At 29.0% G+C, this 15046-nt stretch carries 13 protein-coding genes; all 13 read left to right on the plus strand.

What is annotated here, in order from left to right; all coding sequences use genetic code 11:
• Positions 1 to 102 precede the first annotated feature (102 nt).
• The 13 genes from FNW21_RS07845 (at position 103) to FNW21_RS07905 (ending at position 15032) form a co-directional block, all read left to right on the plus strand.
• Positions 103 to 1431: a lipopolysaccharide biosynthesis protein gene (locus FNW21_RS07845; protein WP_144256179.1), complete on the plus strand. Its 1329-nt coding sequence runs from the start codon at positions 103 to 105 to the stop codon at positions 1429 to 1431.
• 58 nt (positions 1432 to 1489) lie between these two features.
• A complete protein-coding gene (locus FNW21_RS07850; RefSeq protein ID WP_144256180.1) occupies positions 1490 to 2683 on the plus strand; it encodes an O-antigen ligase family protein in 1194 nt (397 codons plus the stop codon).
• An 89-nt stretch (positions 2684 to 2772) separates the two neighbouring features.
• The gene (locus FNW21_RS07855) at positions 2773 to 4134 is read left to right on the plus strand and encodes a lipopolysaccharide biosynthesis protein (RefSeq protein WP_144256181.1); all 1362 of its coding nucleotides are present in this window, start codon (positions 2773 to 2775) and stop codon (positions 4132 to 4134) included.
• A 52-nt stretch (positions 4135 to 4186) separates the two neighbouring features.
• Positions 4187 to 5089: a polysaccharide pyruvyl transferase family protein gene (locus tag FNW21_RS07860; protein ID WP_144256182.1), complete on the plus strand. Its 903-nt coding sequence runs from the start codon at positions 4187 to 4189 to the stop codon at positions 5087 to 5089.
• 534 nt (positions 5090 to 5623) lie between these two features.
• Positions 5624 to 7231, plus strand: coding sequence for a hypothetical protein (locus tag FNW21_RS07865; RefSeq protein ID WP_221932057.1), 1608 nt, complete (start codon positions 5624 to 5626; stop codon positions 7229 to 7231).
• 170 nt (positions 7232 to 7401) lie between these two features.
• Positions 7402 to 8565, plus strand: a complete 1164-nt coding sequence (locus FNW21_RS07870) for a glycosyltransferase (protein ID WP_144256184.1) — start codon at positions 7402 to 7404, stop codon at positions 8563 to 8565.
• A gap of 13 nt (positions 8566 to 8578) precedes the next feature.
• Positions 8579 to 9751 (plus strand): glycosyltransferase, encoded by a 1173-nt coding sequence (locus tag FNW21_RS07875; protein WP_235889605.1) that lies wholly within the window; start codon positions 8579 to 8581, stop codon positions 9749 to 9751.
• On the plus strand, positions 9752 to 10300 hold the full coding sequence (locus FNW21_RS07880) for an LbetaH domain-containing protein (protein WP_144256185.1): 549 nt from the start codon (positions 9752 to 9754) through the stop codon (positions 10298 to 10300).
• A gap of 21 nt (positions 10301 to 10321) precedes the next feature.
• Entirely contained in the window at positions 10322 to 11152 is an 831-nt protein-coding gene (locus FNW21_RS07885) for a glycosyltransferase family 2 protein (RefSeq protein WP_144256186.1), read from the plus strand.
• Between the two features lie 30 nt (positions 11153 to 11182).
• A complete protein-coding gene (locus tag FNW21_RS07890; protein ID WP_144256187.1) occupies positions 11183 to 11929 on the plus strand; it encodes a glycosyltransferase family 2 protein in 747 nt (248 codons plus the stop codon).
• An 81-nt stretch (positions 11930 to 12010) separates the two neighbouring features.
• On the plus strand, positions 12011 to 13429 hold the full coding sequence (locus tag FNW21_RS07895; RefSeq protein ID WP_144256188.1) for an undecaprenyl-phosphate glucose phosphotransferase: 1419 nt from the start codon (positions 12011 to 12013) through the stop codon (positions 13427 to 13429).
• Positions 13430 to 13570: 141 nt separating this feature from the next.
• Positions 13571 to 14122 (plus strand): DUF3575 domain-containing protein, encoded by a 552-nt coding sequence (locus tag FNW21_RS07900; protein WP_144256189.1) that lies wholly within the window; start codon positions 13571 to 13573, stop codon positions 14120 to 14122.
• A gap of 76 nt (positions 14123 to 14198) precedes the next feature.
• Positions 14199 to 15032 carry a polysaccharide biosynthesis/export family protein gene (locus FNW21_RS07905; protein WP_235889606.1) on the plus strand — a complete coding sequence of 278 codons (834 nt, stop codon included), beginning with the start codon at positions 14199 to 14201 and terminating at the stop codon, positions 15030 to 15032.
• Positions 15033 to 15046: the final 14 nt, after the last annotated feature.

Here is a 15046-nt window from a genome sequence, read left to right on the forward strand (position 1 = left end):
ATTTATTTTTTAAGATTTGTTAATTTTAAAAGAACTTACCTTTAGTAAACAGATTTTCAAATTAATTAAAAAAATAATCTAAACAAAACAGTAATTAATTTAATGTCAGTTAAAAAACGTTTATTAAAAAACGGAATATCTTCCCTTTTTTTAAGATTAGTTACTATATCCGAACAATTTTTATTGGTGCCTATTTTTATTAGTGCTTGGGGTGCAGATTATTATGGAGAATGGTTAACCCTTACAATTATCCCTTCAATAGTAGGTTTGTTAGATGTAGGTTTTGGTTTAGCAGTAGCAAATACTTTTATATTAAACTATGTTTCAGGTAATAAGCAAGCCGCTGCAAATACATACAAAAGTGGGATGTTTACCTTGCATTTAATTGTATTTTTAAGCATGCTTGTTGCTTTTGTTTTTGTTTTTACACTTAATTATTTTGATATATTTGATAAATTATTAATACCTAAAAATGAAGCTATAATTGCAGTTTCTATTCTAATATTTTCAAAAATTATATTATTTTATAAACAACTTTTCGATGCGATTTTTGTAGCCTCTAGAAAGTTTAACATAAGTGTAAATTTACAAGCGATATATTCTACGTTATTAATTATTTCTAGTGTTATTATACTACTTTTCAAAGGAGGAATTGTTTTGTTTTCTTTGGTTAACCTCATTGTTACCTTGTTTTATGTTTTTATTTATGCAATAATTGCAAAAAGAATACTCCCTTTGAAATCTTTTAATGGACAAGTTGTTGTTTCAGAAATTAAGAACTTGTTCAAAGTCGGAATTGGTTACTTACTTGCAAAAGTTTGGGAGGCTATTTTTTTTCAAGGAACTACTTTTGTGGTAAGAGTTGTACTGGGTCCAATTGCAGTGACAATTTTTAATACGGTTAGAAAATTATCGCGAACTATATTTCAAGTCAATACTTTAGTTGTTAGTTCTGTAATGCCCGAATTGCAATATGCTCTTGGAAAAAGACAATTTAATCAGGCAAGAAAACTGTTCAGATTTAATGTCTTTATTGTTTTATTAATGTCAGTTTTAGGAGTTTTGTTATTAATTTCATTTGGATCATGGTTTTATCAAGTTTGGACTAGAAAGGAATTAGCGCCACCCAATGTCATGTGGTATGTTTTTATTTTTGGAATAGTATTTAATTCTTTGTGGGCTATATCTTCTGAAGTGATTTTAGCTGCTAATAAACCTTACAGCTTTACTATTCCAGCAACAGTAATGGCAATAGTTTCAATTTTAATTTCTTATATTTTTGCTTTGAAATTTGGTCTATCAGGAGTTGCGATTGGAAGTTTAGTTATGGATATTACATTGTGCATGTATTTACTACCGTTTAGTTGTAGATTACTTCACCAACCTTTGAATGAAATATTTTCAACTATTAGTTTAGATTTTAAAATTTGAAATAATCAGTATTTTTTTAGCAATAATTAGACTCAACTAGATATATTTAAAATAAAAAATGAAAGGTTATAAGTTTATATTAAATAATTTTAATTATTTGTCAGTTTCAATAGGTATTATTTTAAGTGTGATAGCGTTTGTGCCTTTTAAAACTGTTTTTTTCGCAATAGCTGTAGTTTATATGTTAGGTTATCTTTTTTCAAATGGTATTATGCATATTAAAAATTTTCTTCATTATGGGTTGTTTTTATCGGCTATACTTTTGAGTTGTTTATATAACAATACTTTTAACATTAGGTATATTTATTTTATTTGTCTTATTTTGGTTTGTAGTCCATTGTTTTCATCTGAGCAAAATTTCAATTTTAAGATTCGTTTTTTATATGTTTTTTTTCATTTAATTATTTTCATAACAGTATTAAATTTATTTTGTTTTTTTTTGGATGTGAATGCTGCTCCTTATTTGTTTAAAGATCAAGCTGCAAATTATTTTTCAGGGATTACGATTCATTCTATGTGGTTAAGCGCTTTATCTGGTATATCGATCATAGTTTCATTCTATTTTTTTTTAAAAAGTACCAATAGAAATTTTAAAATTACCTATTTAATTTTAGTCTTTTTTTCTGTATTTGTGACGCTTGTATCGGCTTCACGCATTGCTTTAGTTGCTTCATTAATTGTTGTTTTGTTATTGTTACTGTTTTATGAAACAAAAAAAAATATTTTAAAATATTTAATTTTACTTTTATCTATTTTTGTTATTTGTTATCCACTTTACAAAAATAATTTAACAGGTTTGCAAAATAAATTTCAAGAAGACAAACATTTTGGGGTTAATTCTAGGCATAAATTGTGGAATGCAAGAATTCATGAATTCGAGTCTTCTCCCTTTTTTGGTATAGGATTTTCATCTCACTTAAGAAAAGGCAAGATGTATCGAGGCCGAATGGAAAGTGGTAGTGGATGGCTTTCAATAGTATCACAAACAGGTTTGTTGGGTTTTTTTTGTTTTTTACTTATTTTAATAAAAGCTATTAAAAGTTATATTTATATAAAACAAAATAAGGAGATATTGCTTTTCTATAGTGTTTTTGTTTTTTTATGCATTCACTCTTTGGCTGAAGGATATATTTTGACACCTGGGTATTATTTATGCCTTTTATTTTGGATTAATATAGATGTATTGGTACAATATGATTCTTTTGGAAACTTGTTAAGTGATTCTAATAAAACGGTTCCAATCTTTAAATAAATTAATAAACAATATCTTACACTTGGTTTTTATTAAAACTAATAGTGTTTTTGGTTAATAATCTTAAAATTAATAAATTAAGTATCAATATGTCGGTTTATAAATCAATTGCCAAAAATCTTGCTGCCAGTACTTTTGGTATGGGTGTGAATTTCTTAAGTCAAATTGCTATGGTGCCATTATTTATTTCATTTTGGGGAATTGATAAATATGCCGATTGGATATTGATTACTGCTCTTTCTACAATTTTTATGATGTCGGATATGGGTTTGAATTTAGCTAGTAACAATGAATTTGTTATTAAATACCATAAAAAGGATTATGAAACTTGTTCAAAATTACAAACCAATGGCTTTCTATTTATTTTGTTTGTATTCACAGTTTTTTTTATGATTTCGGTTTTTGTTTCTACATTTTGGGGATTTAAAGAGATACTTGGAGTAAAGCAGTTTTCAGAGCAAGAGACCTCCATAGGATTTATCTTGCTATTAACCGATGTTTTTGTAATTATGTATGGGCGAGTGTATCACGGTATTTTTAGGGCTACTTCAAGGACTCATGTTGTCATTGTTATAGATAATATGTCTCGTTTAGGGAGTTTAATGGTAATGTTTTTCGGAATTTATTTTGGAATGAATATAATTAATATGCTTATATTGTACATTATACCAGATTTATTAGGTGTTTTATATAAACATTTTAGTTCTAGAAAAGCATTTGATTCAGGACTTTCATTATCTAATTTCGATAGTGGTGTTTTTAAATCAATTGTTAAACCATCGCTTGCATTTATGTTATTTCCCTTGGGGCAAGCAGTTTCAAGTCAAGGAATGGTTTTTGTTGTTAATGTATTGCTTGGTGGAACTGTTCTGGTCGCATTCACTACAACTAGGACACTTGTAAATTTTTTGCGTCAAATGGTTAATATGCTATCTATTTCAATTAATCCTGAAATTTGTTCAGCATACGGAAGAAATGATTACAAAACTATATTAAATATTTATAATAGATCTTTGGTAATTACATTTGTCGTTACTGTAGGATGTATTATTTTTTTGCTTCTTACGGGAAAATTTATATATACCGAATGGACAAAACACACTATAGTTTTTAATTATGGTTTCTTTGTAGGAATGTTATTCGTGCTTTTAATTTCTTGTTTGACGAGTTTATCTGGAGTAATACCACTTTCTACGAACACACATCTTCGATTCACTACTGCATTTCTTATATCCCAAATTTCGGGTGTTCTTTTATGCTTTATATTCCTTAAGATCAATCCTAATATTTTATTTATTCCATTTACATTAATAATAACTGAACTAGCACTTTTTATTTATTCTTCAAAAGAAAATAATAAATTTCTTAATATTACCTTAAAAGAAATGTGTTATATACTTTGGTACCAGTCAAAATTTATTTTCCGTAAAAGCACACAATTTTCTAGATAATTACATTAAAAAAATAACTACAAATAAATTTTATATATTAAATTTTATTATTATGGAGATAAAAAAAATCTACAGGAAATTAGTAGATAATTACGAAGTATTTACTCGTTTTCAAATTTGGAGATTTAGAAATAAGTACCCTGTGAAATATTTAAATGAAAATTATAATACTGATACACCTACAATACATTTTTTACATAGATATATTACAGATAATACAGGTGATCTAGCGTGTGGTTACTATAGATATTTTCTTTATAAATTTGAAAATTACAGATGTATAATTCATGATATAAATTGTGTTAATTTTTCATTGATTAAAAAAAATGATTCTGTTATAATAGGAGGTGGTGGACTTCTTAATAATTTAGCTGAATGGAACTATAATATTAATAAAGCAGTTTCTATATCTAACAAATCTGTTGTTTGGTCTGCTGGATTTAATTCTTATTCAAAAAAAAAAATCTGGAATGTTGTTAACGTAAATGATTTTAAATTGTTTGCTGTTCGTGATTTTAATTATAAAGGCTATCGTTGTGTTCCTTGTGCTACTTGCTTTTTACCAGAATTAGATAAGAAGTACCCAATTATTAGGAGAATTGGAGTCGTAACTCACAAAGACATTCCAATTCATCTTCCAAATGAAATTCATAAACTTGAACGAATATCAAATAGTGACTCGCTTGACGATATGATTGAATTTATAGGAAATTCAGAAGTAGTACTTACAAATAGTTACCATGTTGCCTATTGGAGTGCTTTATTGCAGAGAAAGTGTATATTGTTTGAAACCAAATCTGAAAAGCATAAATATCACAAATACCCACCAGTTTTTTATTCGGGTGTTTTGGAGGACGATATTTCAAGAGCGCATATTTATCCAAATGCTTTGGAAGACTGTAGGACTTTAACAAAAGAATTTGTAAATGAAATTTTAGTATTAATTTCTAAATAATTTAAGTGTTAAAATAAATAGTGCTCATTTGCTGTTTTTTCATTTATTTGTGCTTTGAGTGATTAATTGTCTTTACATTATTAATCCTGACAAGTAGAAAGCTAAAATATTGGTAGTTGAAATGCTATTATAAAATGAGAAATTTTTTAAAATTTAAATGAAAGTTAATTTTATAAATTATTTAAATGAACTTGTATTTTTTTTTAATTTAATTTTTATCACTAACAATAAATTTTGATATCCAAAAGTTGTTAATTGAATATTAGGGTATTATTCACAGGTTTAACGAAATAAATTGATTAAGCCATTATAATAAATAATAACATTATCAATTATTTTAGTTAAAACAGGTTTTAAATTAATGACTAATAAATACTCAATATGTTCTCACTAATAAATGATGTTAATTAGTAATGTCGCATAAGTACTTATAAAATAGAAAAAAAATTAGTTGTAATAAAAATTTGTGCAAAGTAAGAGAGTATTATTAAGTTGATAGTACTTTTTAAATAATAATTAAAACTAAAGTTCATAATGATTTATAGTTTGAAAAAACAAAATAAAGAAGAAATCTTAAAGCTTTTTATCAAGTATGGTAACATTGTTATTGTATTTTCAGTTATTGGAGAAATTATTTTTTTTCCATCGTGGGCTAATGTAGCAGGCTGCGCAATGGCAGTTATTTCTTGGATAATTTTCAATGTTTTATTTTTAAAAAAACGAATAATTTTATTTCATACATTTTCTTTTTTGGCCTATTTGAGTATGTTTTTAGCTTGTTATATTCCATTGCCAGCAACATTAATTGAAGCTAAACCAATCAGTTATGGTTTTCAAAATCCGCTTGAAACTTTTTTTTATCAAACACTAATCTTTATTGTTGCCTCCTTAGCATTTTTTGCAGTTATTTATAAAAAAGCTAGACGCAATAATTATTTGCAAAAAACTTTATACAGACTTAATTTTTTTAATACAAATCCAACTGTTTTATGGGTTTTAGGTATTATAGGTTTGTTTTCACGAATACAGACTCTTGCTGTTGTGAATGAAGTTCAAATTGGAGATGTAGGCAGCAAGTTTTTAGATGGCTTTGTATATTTACAATATGCACCTTTGATTTTACTTTTTCCAACTTTGTCTGGTGTTTCCAATAGTAATAAAGGAAATAAATCCATATTTGTGTATGTAATTTTTTTGGTTGTTTTGAGCTTTGCTACAAATAGTCGACAGCAAATGATTTATCCGCTTTTAACAATTTTATTGTTGTTTTCCATATATTTGTTAAAAGATAATATTTCAGTTTTTAGTCTTTTTTCTCCTTCAAAAATAGTTTTCGCCCTGTTTTTTGTTTTTTTTGGTTTGGGGTTTTTATCTGATATTTCGTTAGCAATGCTTGAAAATAGAATTTTGCGAAAAGACAACATCGATAGAATGGAGTTATTGACAAAGACTTTTGAAACTCTACAACAAGATGACGTTATGGAATCGCTTAGAGCTAAATCTCTAGAAAATCAAAGTAGTGTTGTGACTTATGAAACTACATGGGATGAAAATTATTTGAATAATTTTATGCTAAATAGATATGGTAATCTTAGAGTTGTTGATGAAACTATTTATTATGCCAATAAAATAGGATTTGCAAACAGTAAGATGCAAGAAACATTTTTGACCAAAACATTTGCGATATATCCACTTCCAATATTAACCGCTCTTGGAATAGATGTTGATAAAACCAATTTAGATTTTTCTCCAGGTGATATGCTTTATTTTATTGGTACGGGAAATCCCAACGCACTCGGAGGACATAGGGTTACTAGTTTGATAGGAGACGGTTTAGCTACTTTTGGGTATTGGTGCTTTCCTATTGTTTTTGTTCTATTATTTTTTTCTTTCAAACTGATGGACAGTTTTATATATTTTACCAAAACCGATATTGTTTTTTCAACTTTAGGGTTAATTAATATTTTTGGTTTTTTTGGTATTTTTCGTAATTCTATCGGTTGCATTGTTCCGTTAGAATATCTATTGAGAGGTTTTTTTCAACAATGCTTCACGTTTTGGCTGTTGGTTTTTATCATTGGAAGAATATTCGGTTTGAAAAAGAACTATAAAAAAATTTCTTTACAAGCTATAAATTTTTAATTATTAAAATTCCATAGGTGAGCCTTATAGCTAGTTTTTAGTTAACAAATCTTTAGTAAAAATAAGACAAGAGTTGGTCAAATTAGTAAGAAGCACAACAGTAATTTTTCAAAATTTTTAGCGAATAAAAATGTATTTAATACTAATATTTCAAAAATATAAAATTAATAATGAAAATTACTCTTTTTGTTCATCCTAAATTTCTTGGTTCCCAAAGTATGCCTCGTTATGCAAAAATGTTAGCAGCAGGAATGCTAGAAAGAGGCTATGAGGTAATGGTTTGGAAACCTAAAGCTTTTTTTTATAGACTACCATTGCAATTCATGAAAAAATGGCTAGGTTATATAGATCAATATATTGTTTTTCCGTTAAGAGTAAAGCAGGAACTTCGTAACAGTTCAAAAGATACTCTTTTTGTTTTTACTGATCAAGCCTTGGGTCCCTGGGTATCATTGGTAAAAAATAGACCACATGTGATTCATTGTCATGATTTTTTAGCCTTGAATTCTGCTTTAGGTAATATTCCTGAAAATCCAACAGGAATAACTGGAAAAATTTACCAAAATTTTATTAGAAGAGGCTTTTCTAAAGGAAAACATTTTATATCAATTTCAAAAAAAACACAACAGGATTTACATGAACTACATAGTGATGAAATTAAGTCATCTGTTGTTTGTTATAATGGTTTGAATAGGTCTTTTGGAGTATTGGACACAAATATATCTCGTTCTTTTTTAGGCAATTACCTTAATATCGATTTGTCCAAAGGTTATATTCTTCATATTGGTGGGAATCAGTATTATAAAAACAGAAAAGGTGTTATAGAAATCTATAATGCATGGCGATCTAAATCAGAATTTACTTTGCCTCTTTTGATGATTGGCCCGAAGCCTAATGGCATATTGGAAAATCTTTATCAAAATTCATTTTTCAAAAAGGATATTCATTTAATATCAGGTTTAGAGGATGAGTTTATTAATTTTGCTTATTCTGGAGCTTGTTGTTTATTATTTCCTTCTTTAGACGAGGGGTTTGGTTGGCCAATAGTGGAGGCTATGGCTTGTGGTTGTCCTGTAATCACTACAAATAGAGCTCCAATGAATGAGGTCGTTGGTATGGCTAATTTTTTTCTAATAGATAGGCGACCTTTTGACGAGACTATAGTTAACAAATGGGCTATTAAAGCTTCTTATCAAATTACAAAAATTTTAAATCTTTCGGATTCTGAACGAGTAAATTGTATAAACATAGCACTAAAATCTAATCAAAGATTTGATGCTAAACTTTTTTTAGATGAAATTGAAAAGTATTATTTAAGGGTTTTAAAATATTAATAATTTCTTACAAATGAAAATTCTGCGTATTATATCTAGTATGAATCCCAAAAACGGAGGGCCTAGCCAAGGCATCCGTAATATCAATCCCCATATAAGAAAATTAGGAATAGAGGTTGAAGTTGTATGTATGGATAATTGTATGGATAATTATGATGTAAACGATGATTTTGTTATCCATAAAATAGGGCAAGGAAGATCCTCTTATCAATACCATCCTCCCTTATTTGATTGGCTAAAAGAAAATGCTCTCAATTTTGATGTATTAATAGTACATGGATTATGGCAATATCATAATTTAGCCGTTTATAGAACAATAAAATTTCTCAAGAAAAAAAGTAGAATAGTGCCTAAAGTTGTTATTATTCCACACGGTATGCTAGATCCTTATTTTCAAAAAGATTCTGATAGAAAATGGAAAGCGTTAAGAAATGAAATAGTTTGGCAATTAATAGAAAAAAAATGTATTAATCTAGCCGATGCTATTTTATTTACTTGCCAAGAAGAACTTCGTTTGGCAGCTACTACTTTCAAAGGATATCATCCAAAAAAAACCATAAATATAGGCTACGGAATTCAAACTCCACCACAAAATTCCCAAGAATTTAAAACAGCTTTTGAACAAAAATGTATCACTATTCAAGGAAATAAATATTGGCTTTTTTTAAGTAGAATTCACGAAAAGAAAGGTGTCGATTTACTGATTAATGCTTATTGTAAATTAGCAGTTAATAAATCTACTATTCCTGATTTGGTTATTGCTGGTCCTATAGCATCCAATTATGCGCAAGAAATGATTGCAATGGCTTCAAAGAATTCAAAAATTCATTTTTTAGGAATGTTACAAGGTGCTGAAAAATGGGGAGCTTTTTATAATTGTGAAGCCTATTTGTTACCAAGTCATCAGGAAAATTTTGGTATTGCCATTGTAGAAGCTATGGCGTGTAAAAAACCTGTTGTCATATCAAAAAATGTAAATATTTGGAAAGAAGTTCAAGCTGGTAATGGGGGATGGATATTGAATGAATTAAATGAAGCGGAGATTTACAATGTTCTTTTAGCTATTAGTTATCTTTCCGAAACTCAAATAATACAAAAAGGAGTAGCGGCTTATGAAACTTTTCAAACTAACTTTAATGTTCAAGACCGTGCTACTGTTTTGGTAAAGGTTTTAAATCAATTATAAATGGAAAGTGAAATACCAAAATATATAGATACCATCCCTAAATCAGATAAATTGTACCGTTTGCTTTGGAGGATAGCTTCTTTATTTTTATTCAAACCTTTTTCTTTGCCTTTTTTTAATGCATGGCGTATTTTTTTGTTGAGATGTTTTGGAGCTAAATTAGGTGATAATTGTAACGTTTATTCTTCTACATACATACCTTCGCCTAAAAATTTGATTATGGGTGTGCATTCAACACTAGGTCCTGAAGTAAAATTGCATTTTGGAAAAACAATTATAGGAAGTAAAGTTACTGTTTCTCAAAGAACTTATTTGTGTAGTGCTACACATGACACAGCTTCTATTAATACACCACTGCTGACAGGGGTTATAACAATCAATGACTTTGTTTGGATAGCTTCAGAAGCTTTCATAATGACTAATATTACCATTGGAGAGGGTGCTATTGTTGGTGCTAGAGCAGTTGTTTTTAAAAATGTCGATTCTTGGTCAATAGTTGGAGGTAACCCAGCAAAATTTATTAAAAGTAGAATTATTAACGAAAAATAGAAATATTAATAACTAAATTGTATGGTTTCAGTTCTCATTTTAACCAAAAACGAAGAGCAAGATTTGCCTGATTGTTTAGCATCGGTTTCATGGTGTGATGATATTCATGTATATGATTCTTTTAGCGAAGATCAAACTTTAGAAATTGCCATTAAAGCAGGTGCAATAATCACACAGCGAATTTTTGATAATTGGTCAGCTCATCAAAATTGGGGATTAGCAAACATTCAGTTCAAACATCCTTGGGTGTTATATATTGATGCCGATGAAAGAGTTTCAGAGTCCCTTCGTAATGCAATTCAATTGCTGGAGCTCCCTGCGACAGGCGATGTTGTTGCATTTGAGTTGCAAAGGAGAGATTTTGCATGGAATGGGCAATGGTTAAGGCATGCACAAATGTCACCTTTTTATTTGCGTTTATTTCGGCCGGATAAAATGCGTTACGAAAGATTAGTTAATCCAGTTTCTATTCCCGATGGTAAAACGGATAAAGTAGGTGGTTTCTTGGATCATTACCCTTTTAGCAAAGGTATTAAATATTGGATTCAACGTCATTTAAGTTATGCTGATATGGAAGCATTAACTAGATTAAAAGATGTAGACCAAGGAGTCTCTTTTTCTATAAAAAAAGCGCTATTCAGTAGTGATTTTACAGAGAAAAGGTATCATCAAAAAGGGCTTTTTTATCAATTACCAGGACGACCTTTGATTAAATGGTTGTACATGGTATTAGTTAGACGTGCTTTTTTAGACGGCAAAGCGGGAATTACTTACGCTTCATTACAAGCAATTTATGAATACTTCATTGTTTTAAGAAGTGAAGAATTAATCAATCAAAAAAAGGTTAAGTAGCCTTTTTATTTGTTCTTAAGAATAGTTTTTATGAAAGTATCTATTATAACCATTTGTTACAATCGCCAAGAAACTATTGCAAAAGCGATAGAAAGTGTTTTGAGTCAGGATTATTCTACTATTGAGTACATTGTTATAGATGGGAATTCTAAAGATGGTACAAAAGAAATTATAGAGTCCTATTCTAGAAAAATAGCCCATTATATTTCTGAACCCGATAAAGGAATGTATGATGCCATTAACAAAGGATTAAAATTAGCAACTGGGGATATCATTGGTTTAATGCATTCCGATGATGAATTTTATAATTCTAACGTTGTTTCAAAAATTGTAAATGCTTTCAAAAATTCTCTGGATACCGATGGTATTTATGGAGATGGAATATACGTTACAAATGATTCCGAGGAGAAAATAGTCCGCAATCGTATAGGTGGAAATTATGATATTAAAAATATAAATAAAGGATGGTTGCCTTTACATCCTACGGTCTATCTAAAAAAAGAGATTATAGAACGCTATGGTCATTATAATTTAAATTTTAAAATTGCATCCGATACCGAATTTTTATTACGGTATTTATTTCGACATAAAATAAAGATGGTTTATATTAGCGATTATATTGTAAAAATGCGGATGGGTGGAATGAGTACCAATTACAAAAGAGCTTTTGAGGTGCTATATGAAGATTATAAAATTTATAAGTTTCATAACCTTTCAGCAGTTAAAGTTGTTCTTCTAAAAAAAATGTACGCTTTATCGCAATATTTAAAAAAATAATCATGTTACATACAAAGCAATCAATAATTTTTTGTTTTGGCTATTTCATTATCAATAAGAATTAAAAAAAGAATATTATAGATGCCCTTACTCAAGTTTTTATCTTCTATTGGTTTATCCCGCTACTTTAAAATAGGTTTTCTTTTAGGGGATATTATAATACTAAATGTTGCTTTTATAGCATCCTTCATTCTGCGATATGGCAATTTAGAGCGGTTGAATCTTCAAGAAGTGAAGACTATTTACTTGCTTTCTAATGTGCTTTGGATCATTTTGTTATTGTACAAAGATTCGTATAGAATTGTTCGTATAGAACCTTTTGAGAACGTTATCCTTAGGACGCTGCGTTTAGTAACTATTCATATTGTAATTATTGCCTTATTTGTTTTGGTTTTGAAATACGAGCAAATTTCTAGATTGAGGGTTTCTTATTTTTATGGATTATTTTTTTTATTACTGATAATATCCAGATGGTTGGTCATGGGAGTGTTAAAATGTATCCGATCAAAGGGATATAATTTTAGAAACGTTATTATTGTTGGTGCTAATGATGCTGGGGAAAATATGCGTAAAATTTTGTCCAAAGACTTAACCTACGGCTATCGATTTTTAGGTTTTTTTGACAATCAGGTAGATCCTTTTGCTTTTATTTCGACCCCCATTTTAGGAGATTTGAATGCCATCGAAAACTATATTATGAATCATTCTGTTGACGAAATGTACATTGCTCTTCATATAGATAAAATTAAAACTATTAACGAATTGACTTTGCTATGTGAACGACACATGATTCGTATAAAGTTCATTCCTGATTTTCAGCAGTATACCAAGTCACGTAAGGTTGAGGTTAATTTTTATGAAAATACGCCTGTATTGATGTTACGCAAAGAGCCTCTTGAAATTACTTTCAATTTAATCACAAAAAAAGTTTTTGATTTTGTTTTTTCGTTAGCGGTAATTATCTTTTTGTTTCCATTTTTGTTTCCAATTTTAATTGTTTTAATAAAATTAAGTTCATCTGGACCCGTATTTTTTGTGCAAAAGCGCTCCGGTAGAGACAACAAATCTTTTAAGTGTATTAAGTTTAGAACGATGCGTGTTAATACCGACTCGGATAAAGTGCAAGCAACTCTTGGCGATAGTCGTATTACTAAAATTGGGGCTTTCATGCGTAAAACTAATTTAGACGAATTGCCCCAGTTCTTTAACGTTTTGTGGGGAGAAATGTCTGTTGTTGGTCCGCGACCGCACATGATTAAACATACGGAACAATATTCGGAACTAATAAATAATTATTTGGTGCGTCATTATGCTAAACCAGGCATTACAGGCTGGGCACAAATAAATGGTTTTAGAGGAGAAACTAAAGAATTGATTGATATGAAAAATAGAGTGGAGTATGATATTTGGTATATTGAAAACTGGAGTTTACTACTTGACATTAAAATTATTTGGAAAACAGTTTTCAATACTTTTAAAGGAGAGAAAAATGCGTATTAATTTAATTTTAAAAAGGAAGTTTTTATTTAAGGTTCAAATTTTTTGTCTTCATCAATTTATAATTAGATATGAGTATTTATAAAGTCAAATATCTTTACATTTGTCGAAAATTATAATTTTTAATATTCTAGAATTACAAAAATGAAAAAATTAGTTTTAGTTGTTGTTTTCTTTTCATCAATAGCATCCTTTGGACAAACCTATATTAAAGGAAACGCGTTGACTGCTTTGATATTAATGCCCAACTTTGGTGTTGAAACTAGTATTGGTAAAAAAACAACGTTTCAGTTTGATATACTAGCCTTTCCTTGGAAATCAATTAATGGTAAACCAAGACAATTTTATACGTTCACTAATGAAGTGCGGTACCATTTTAATGAAAAATACAATGGTTTTTATGCAGGAGGCAATGCAGGCATGTCCAAATTTAATTTTCAAAAGTGGAATTATTTAGATTTAGGTAAATATCAAAAAGGATTTGGGTATTTTTTTGGGGCTACTATTGGCTATGAAAAAAAGTGGAATGATAAATTTATTATTGATTATTTTGTAGGTGGCGGTTGGCATCAAGGTTTTTATCACGGATATGAACTTTCTACTGGCATCCGAAGTGATCATGCTACAAATTGGAATAAAAGTGGCGAATGGTTGCCTTTTAGAGGGGGTATTATGATATCCTACAAACTTGATTAAAGTAAAGAATCGATTAACAGTTTATTTTGTTCCCTATTAATTTATTTTGTGTAAGTAGTAATTAAATACAATTTGAATGAAAAATAATACGCTAAAAACCTCTATAATACCCAAAACAATGATTTCGAAAAAAAACATATTATTTAAAATAGGAATATTACTTTTTTTGGCTCTTGCCTTTTTTTCTTGTGCGTCTCGAAAAGATATTGTTTATTACCAAAACATCGACGGAACGGCTTCTAAAGAAAAAACAAATTCCTATGAAGTTACAATTCAACCCGATGATTTATTGATGATTATTGTTTCTACTGAAGATCCCGAAATTGCGATACCTTTTAACTTAAAAACAGTAAGTGTTGTTTCTCCTGGTAAACAAGATTTAGTTAGAGGTGCAGAAAGTAATCAACTTTACCTTGTTGATAGTGCAGGATTTATTGATTTTCCTGTGATTGGTAAATTAAAAATAGGGGGTATGACCCGAACAGAAGTGTTGCAAATGTTGCAGGATAGAATAACCGTTTACATTAAGAATCCGGTAATTAATTTGCGGATAATGAACTTTAAGGTTTCGGTGCAAGGTGAAGTGGTTTTTCCTGGAACCTATCCCGTAAATTCAGAACGTATAACCTTAATTGAAGCTTTGGCTATGGCCAAAGACTTAACTATTTATGGTGTCCGTAAAAATATTTTAATTATTAGAGAAGTAAATGGCATTAAATCATATAACAGAGTAGATATTACAAAAGCTGATTTTATAAATTCACCTTATTATTATCTAACACAAAACGATGTAATATATGTTGAGCCTAACAAAAATAGAATAAATGGTGCTGCCATAGGAACGAATGCAGGAATCATTATTTCAGTTACATCTTTGTTGATAACTTTAATTACACTAATAGTTAAATAAAAAATAGTATTTTA

The organism is Flavobacterium restrictum (assembly GCF_007097245.1).
GTDB lineage: Bacteria > Bacteroidota > Bacteroidia > Flavobacteriales > Flavobacteriaceae > Flavobacterium > Flavobacterium restrictum.

Excerpts from the sequence above, each read along its gene's own strand:
- FNW21_RS07845 (WP_144256179.1), top strand. The coding sequence starts at position 103 with ATGTCAGTTAAAAAACGTTTATTAAAAAACGGAATATCTTCCCTTTTT.
- FNW21_RS07850 (WP_144256180.1), top strand. The coding sequence starts at position 1,490 with ATGAAAGGTTATAAGTTTATATTAAATAATTTTAATTATTTGTCAGTT.
- FNW21_RS07855 (WP_144256181.1), top strand. The coding sequence starts at position 2,773 with ATGTCGGTTTATAAATCAATTGCCAAAAATCTTGCTGCCAGTACTTTT.
- FNW21_RS07860 (WP_144256182.1), top strand. The coding sequence starts at position 4,187 with ATGGAGATAAAAAAAATCTACAGGAAATTAGTAGATAATTACGAAGTA.
- FNW21_RS07865 (WP_221932057.1), top strand. The coding sequence starts at position 5,624 with ATGATTTATAGTTTGAAAAAACAAAATAAAGAAGAAATCTTAAAGCTT.
- FNW21_RS07870 (WP_144256184.1), top strand. The coding sequence starts at position 7,402 with ATGAAAATTACTCTTTTTGTTCATCCTAAATTTCTTGGTTCCCAAAGT.
- FNW21_RS07875 (WP_235889605.1), top strand. The coding sequence starts at position 8,579 with ATGAAAATTCTGCGTATTATATCTAGTATGAATCCCAAAAACGGAGGG.
- FNW21_RS07880 (WP_144256185.1), top strand. The coding sequence starts at position 9,752 with ATGGAAAGTGAAATACCAAAATATATAGATACCATCCCTAAATCAGAT.
- FNW21_RS07885 (WP_144256186.1), top strand. The coding sequence starts at position 10,322 with ATGGTTTCAGTTCTCATTTTAACCAAAAACGAAGAGCAAGATTTGCCT.
- FNW21_RS07890 (WP_144256187.1), top strand. The coding sequence starts at position 11,183 with ATGAAAGTATCTATTATAACCATTTGTTACAATCGCCAAGAAACTATT.
- FNW21_RS07895 (WP_144256188.1), top strand. The coding sequence starts at position 12,011 with ATGCCCTTACTCAAGTTTTTATCTTCTATTGGTTTATCCCGCTACTTT.
- FNW21_RS07900 (WP_144256189.1), top strand. The coding sequence starts at position 13,571 with ATGAAAAAATTAGTTTTAGTTGTTGTTTTCTTTTCATCAATAGCATCC.
- FNW21_RS07905 (WP_235889606.1), top strand. The coding sequence starts at position 14,199 with ATGAAAAATAATACGCTAAAAACCTCTATAATACCCAAAACAATGATT.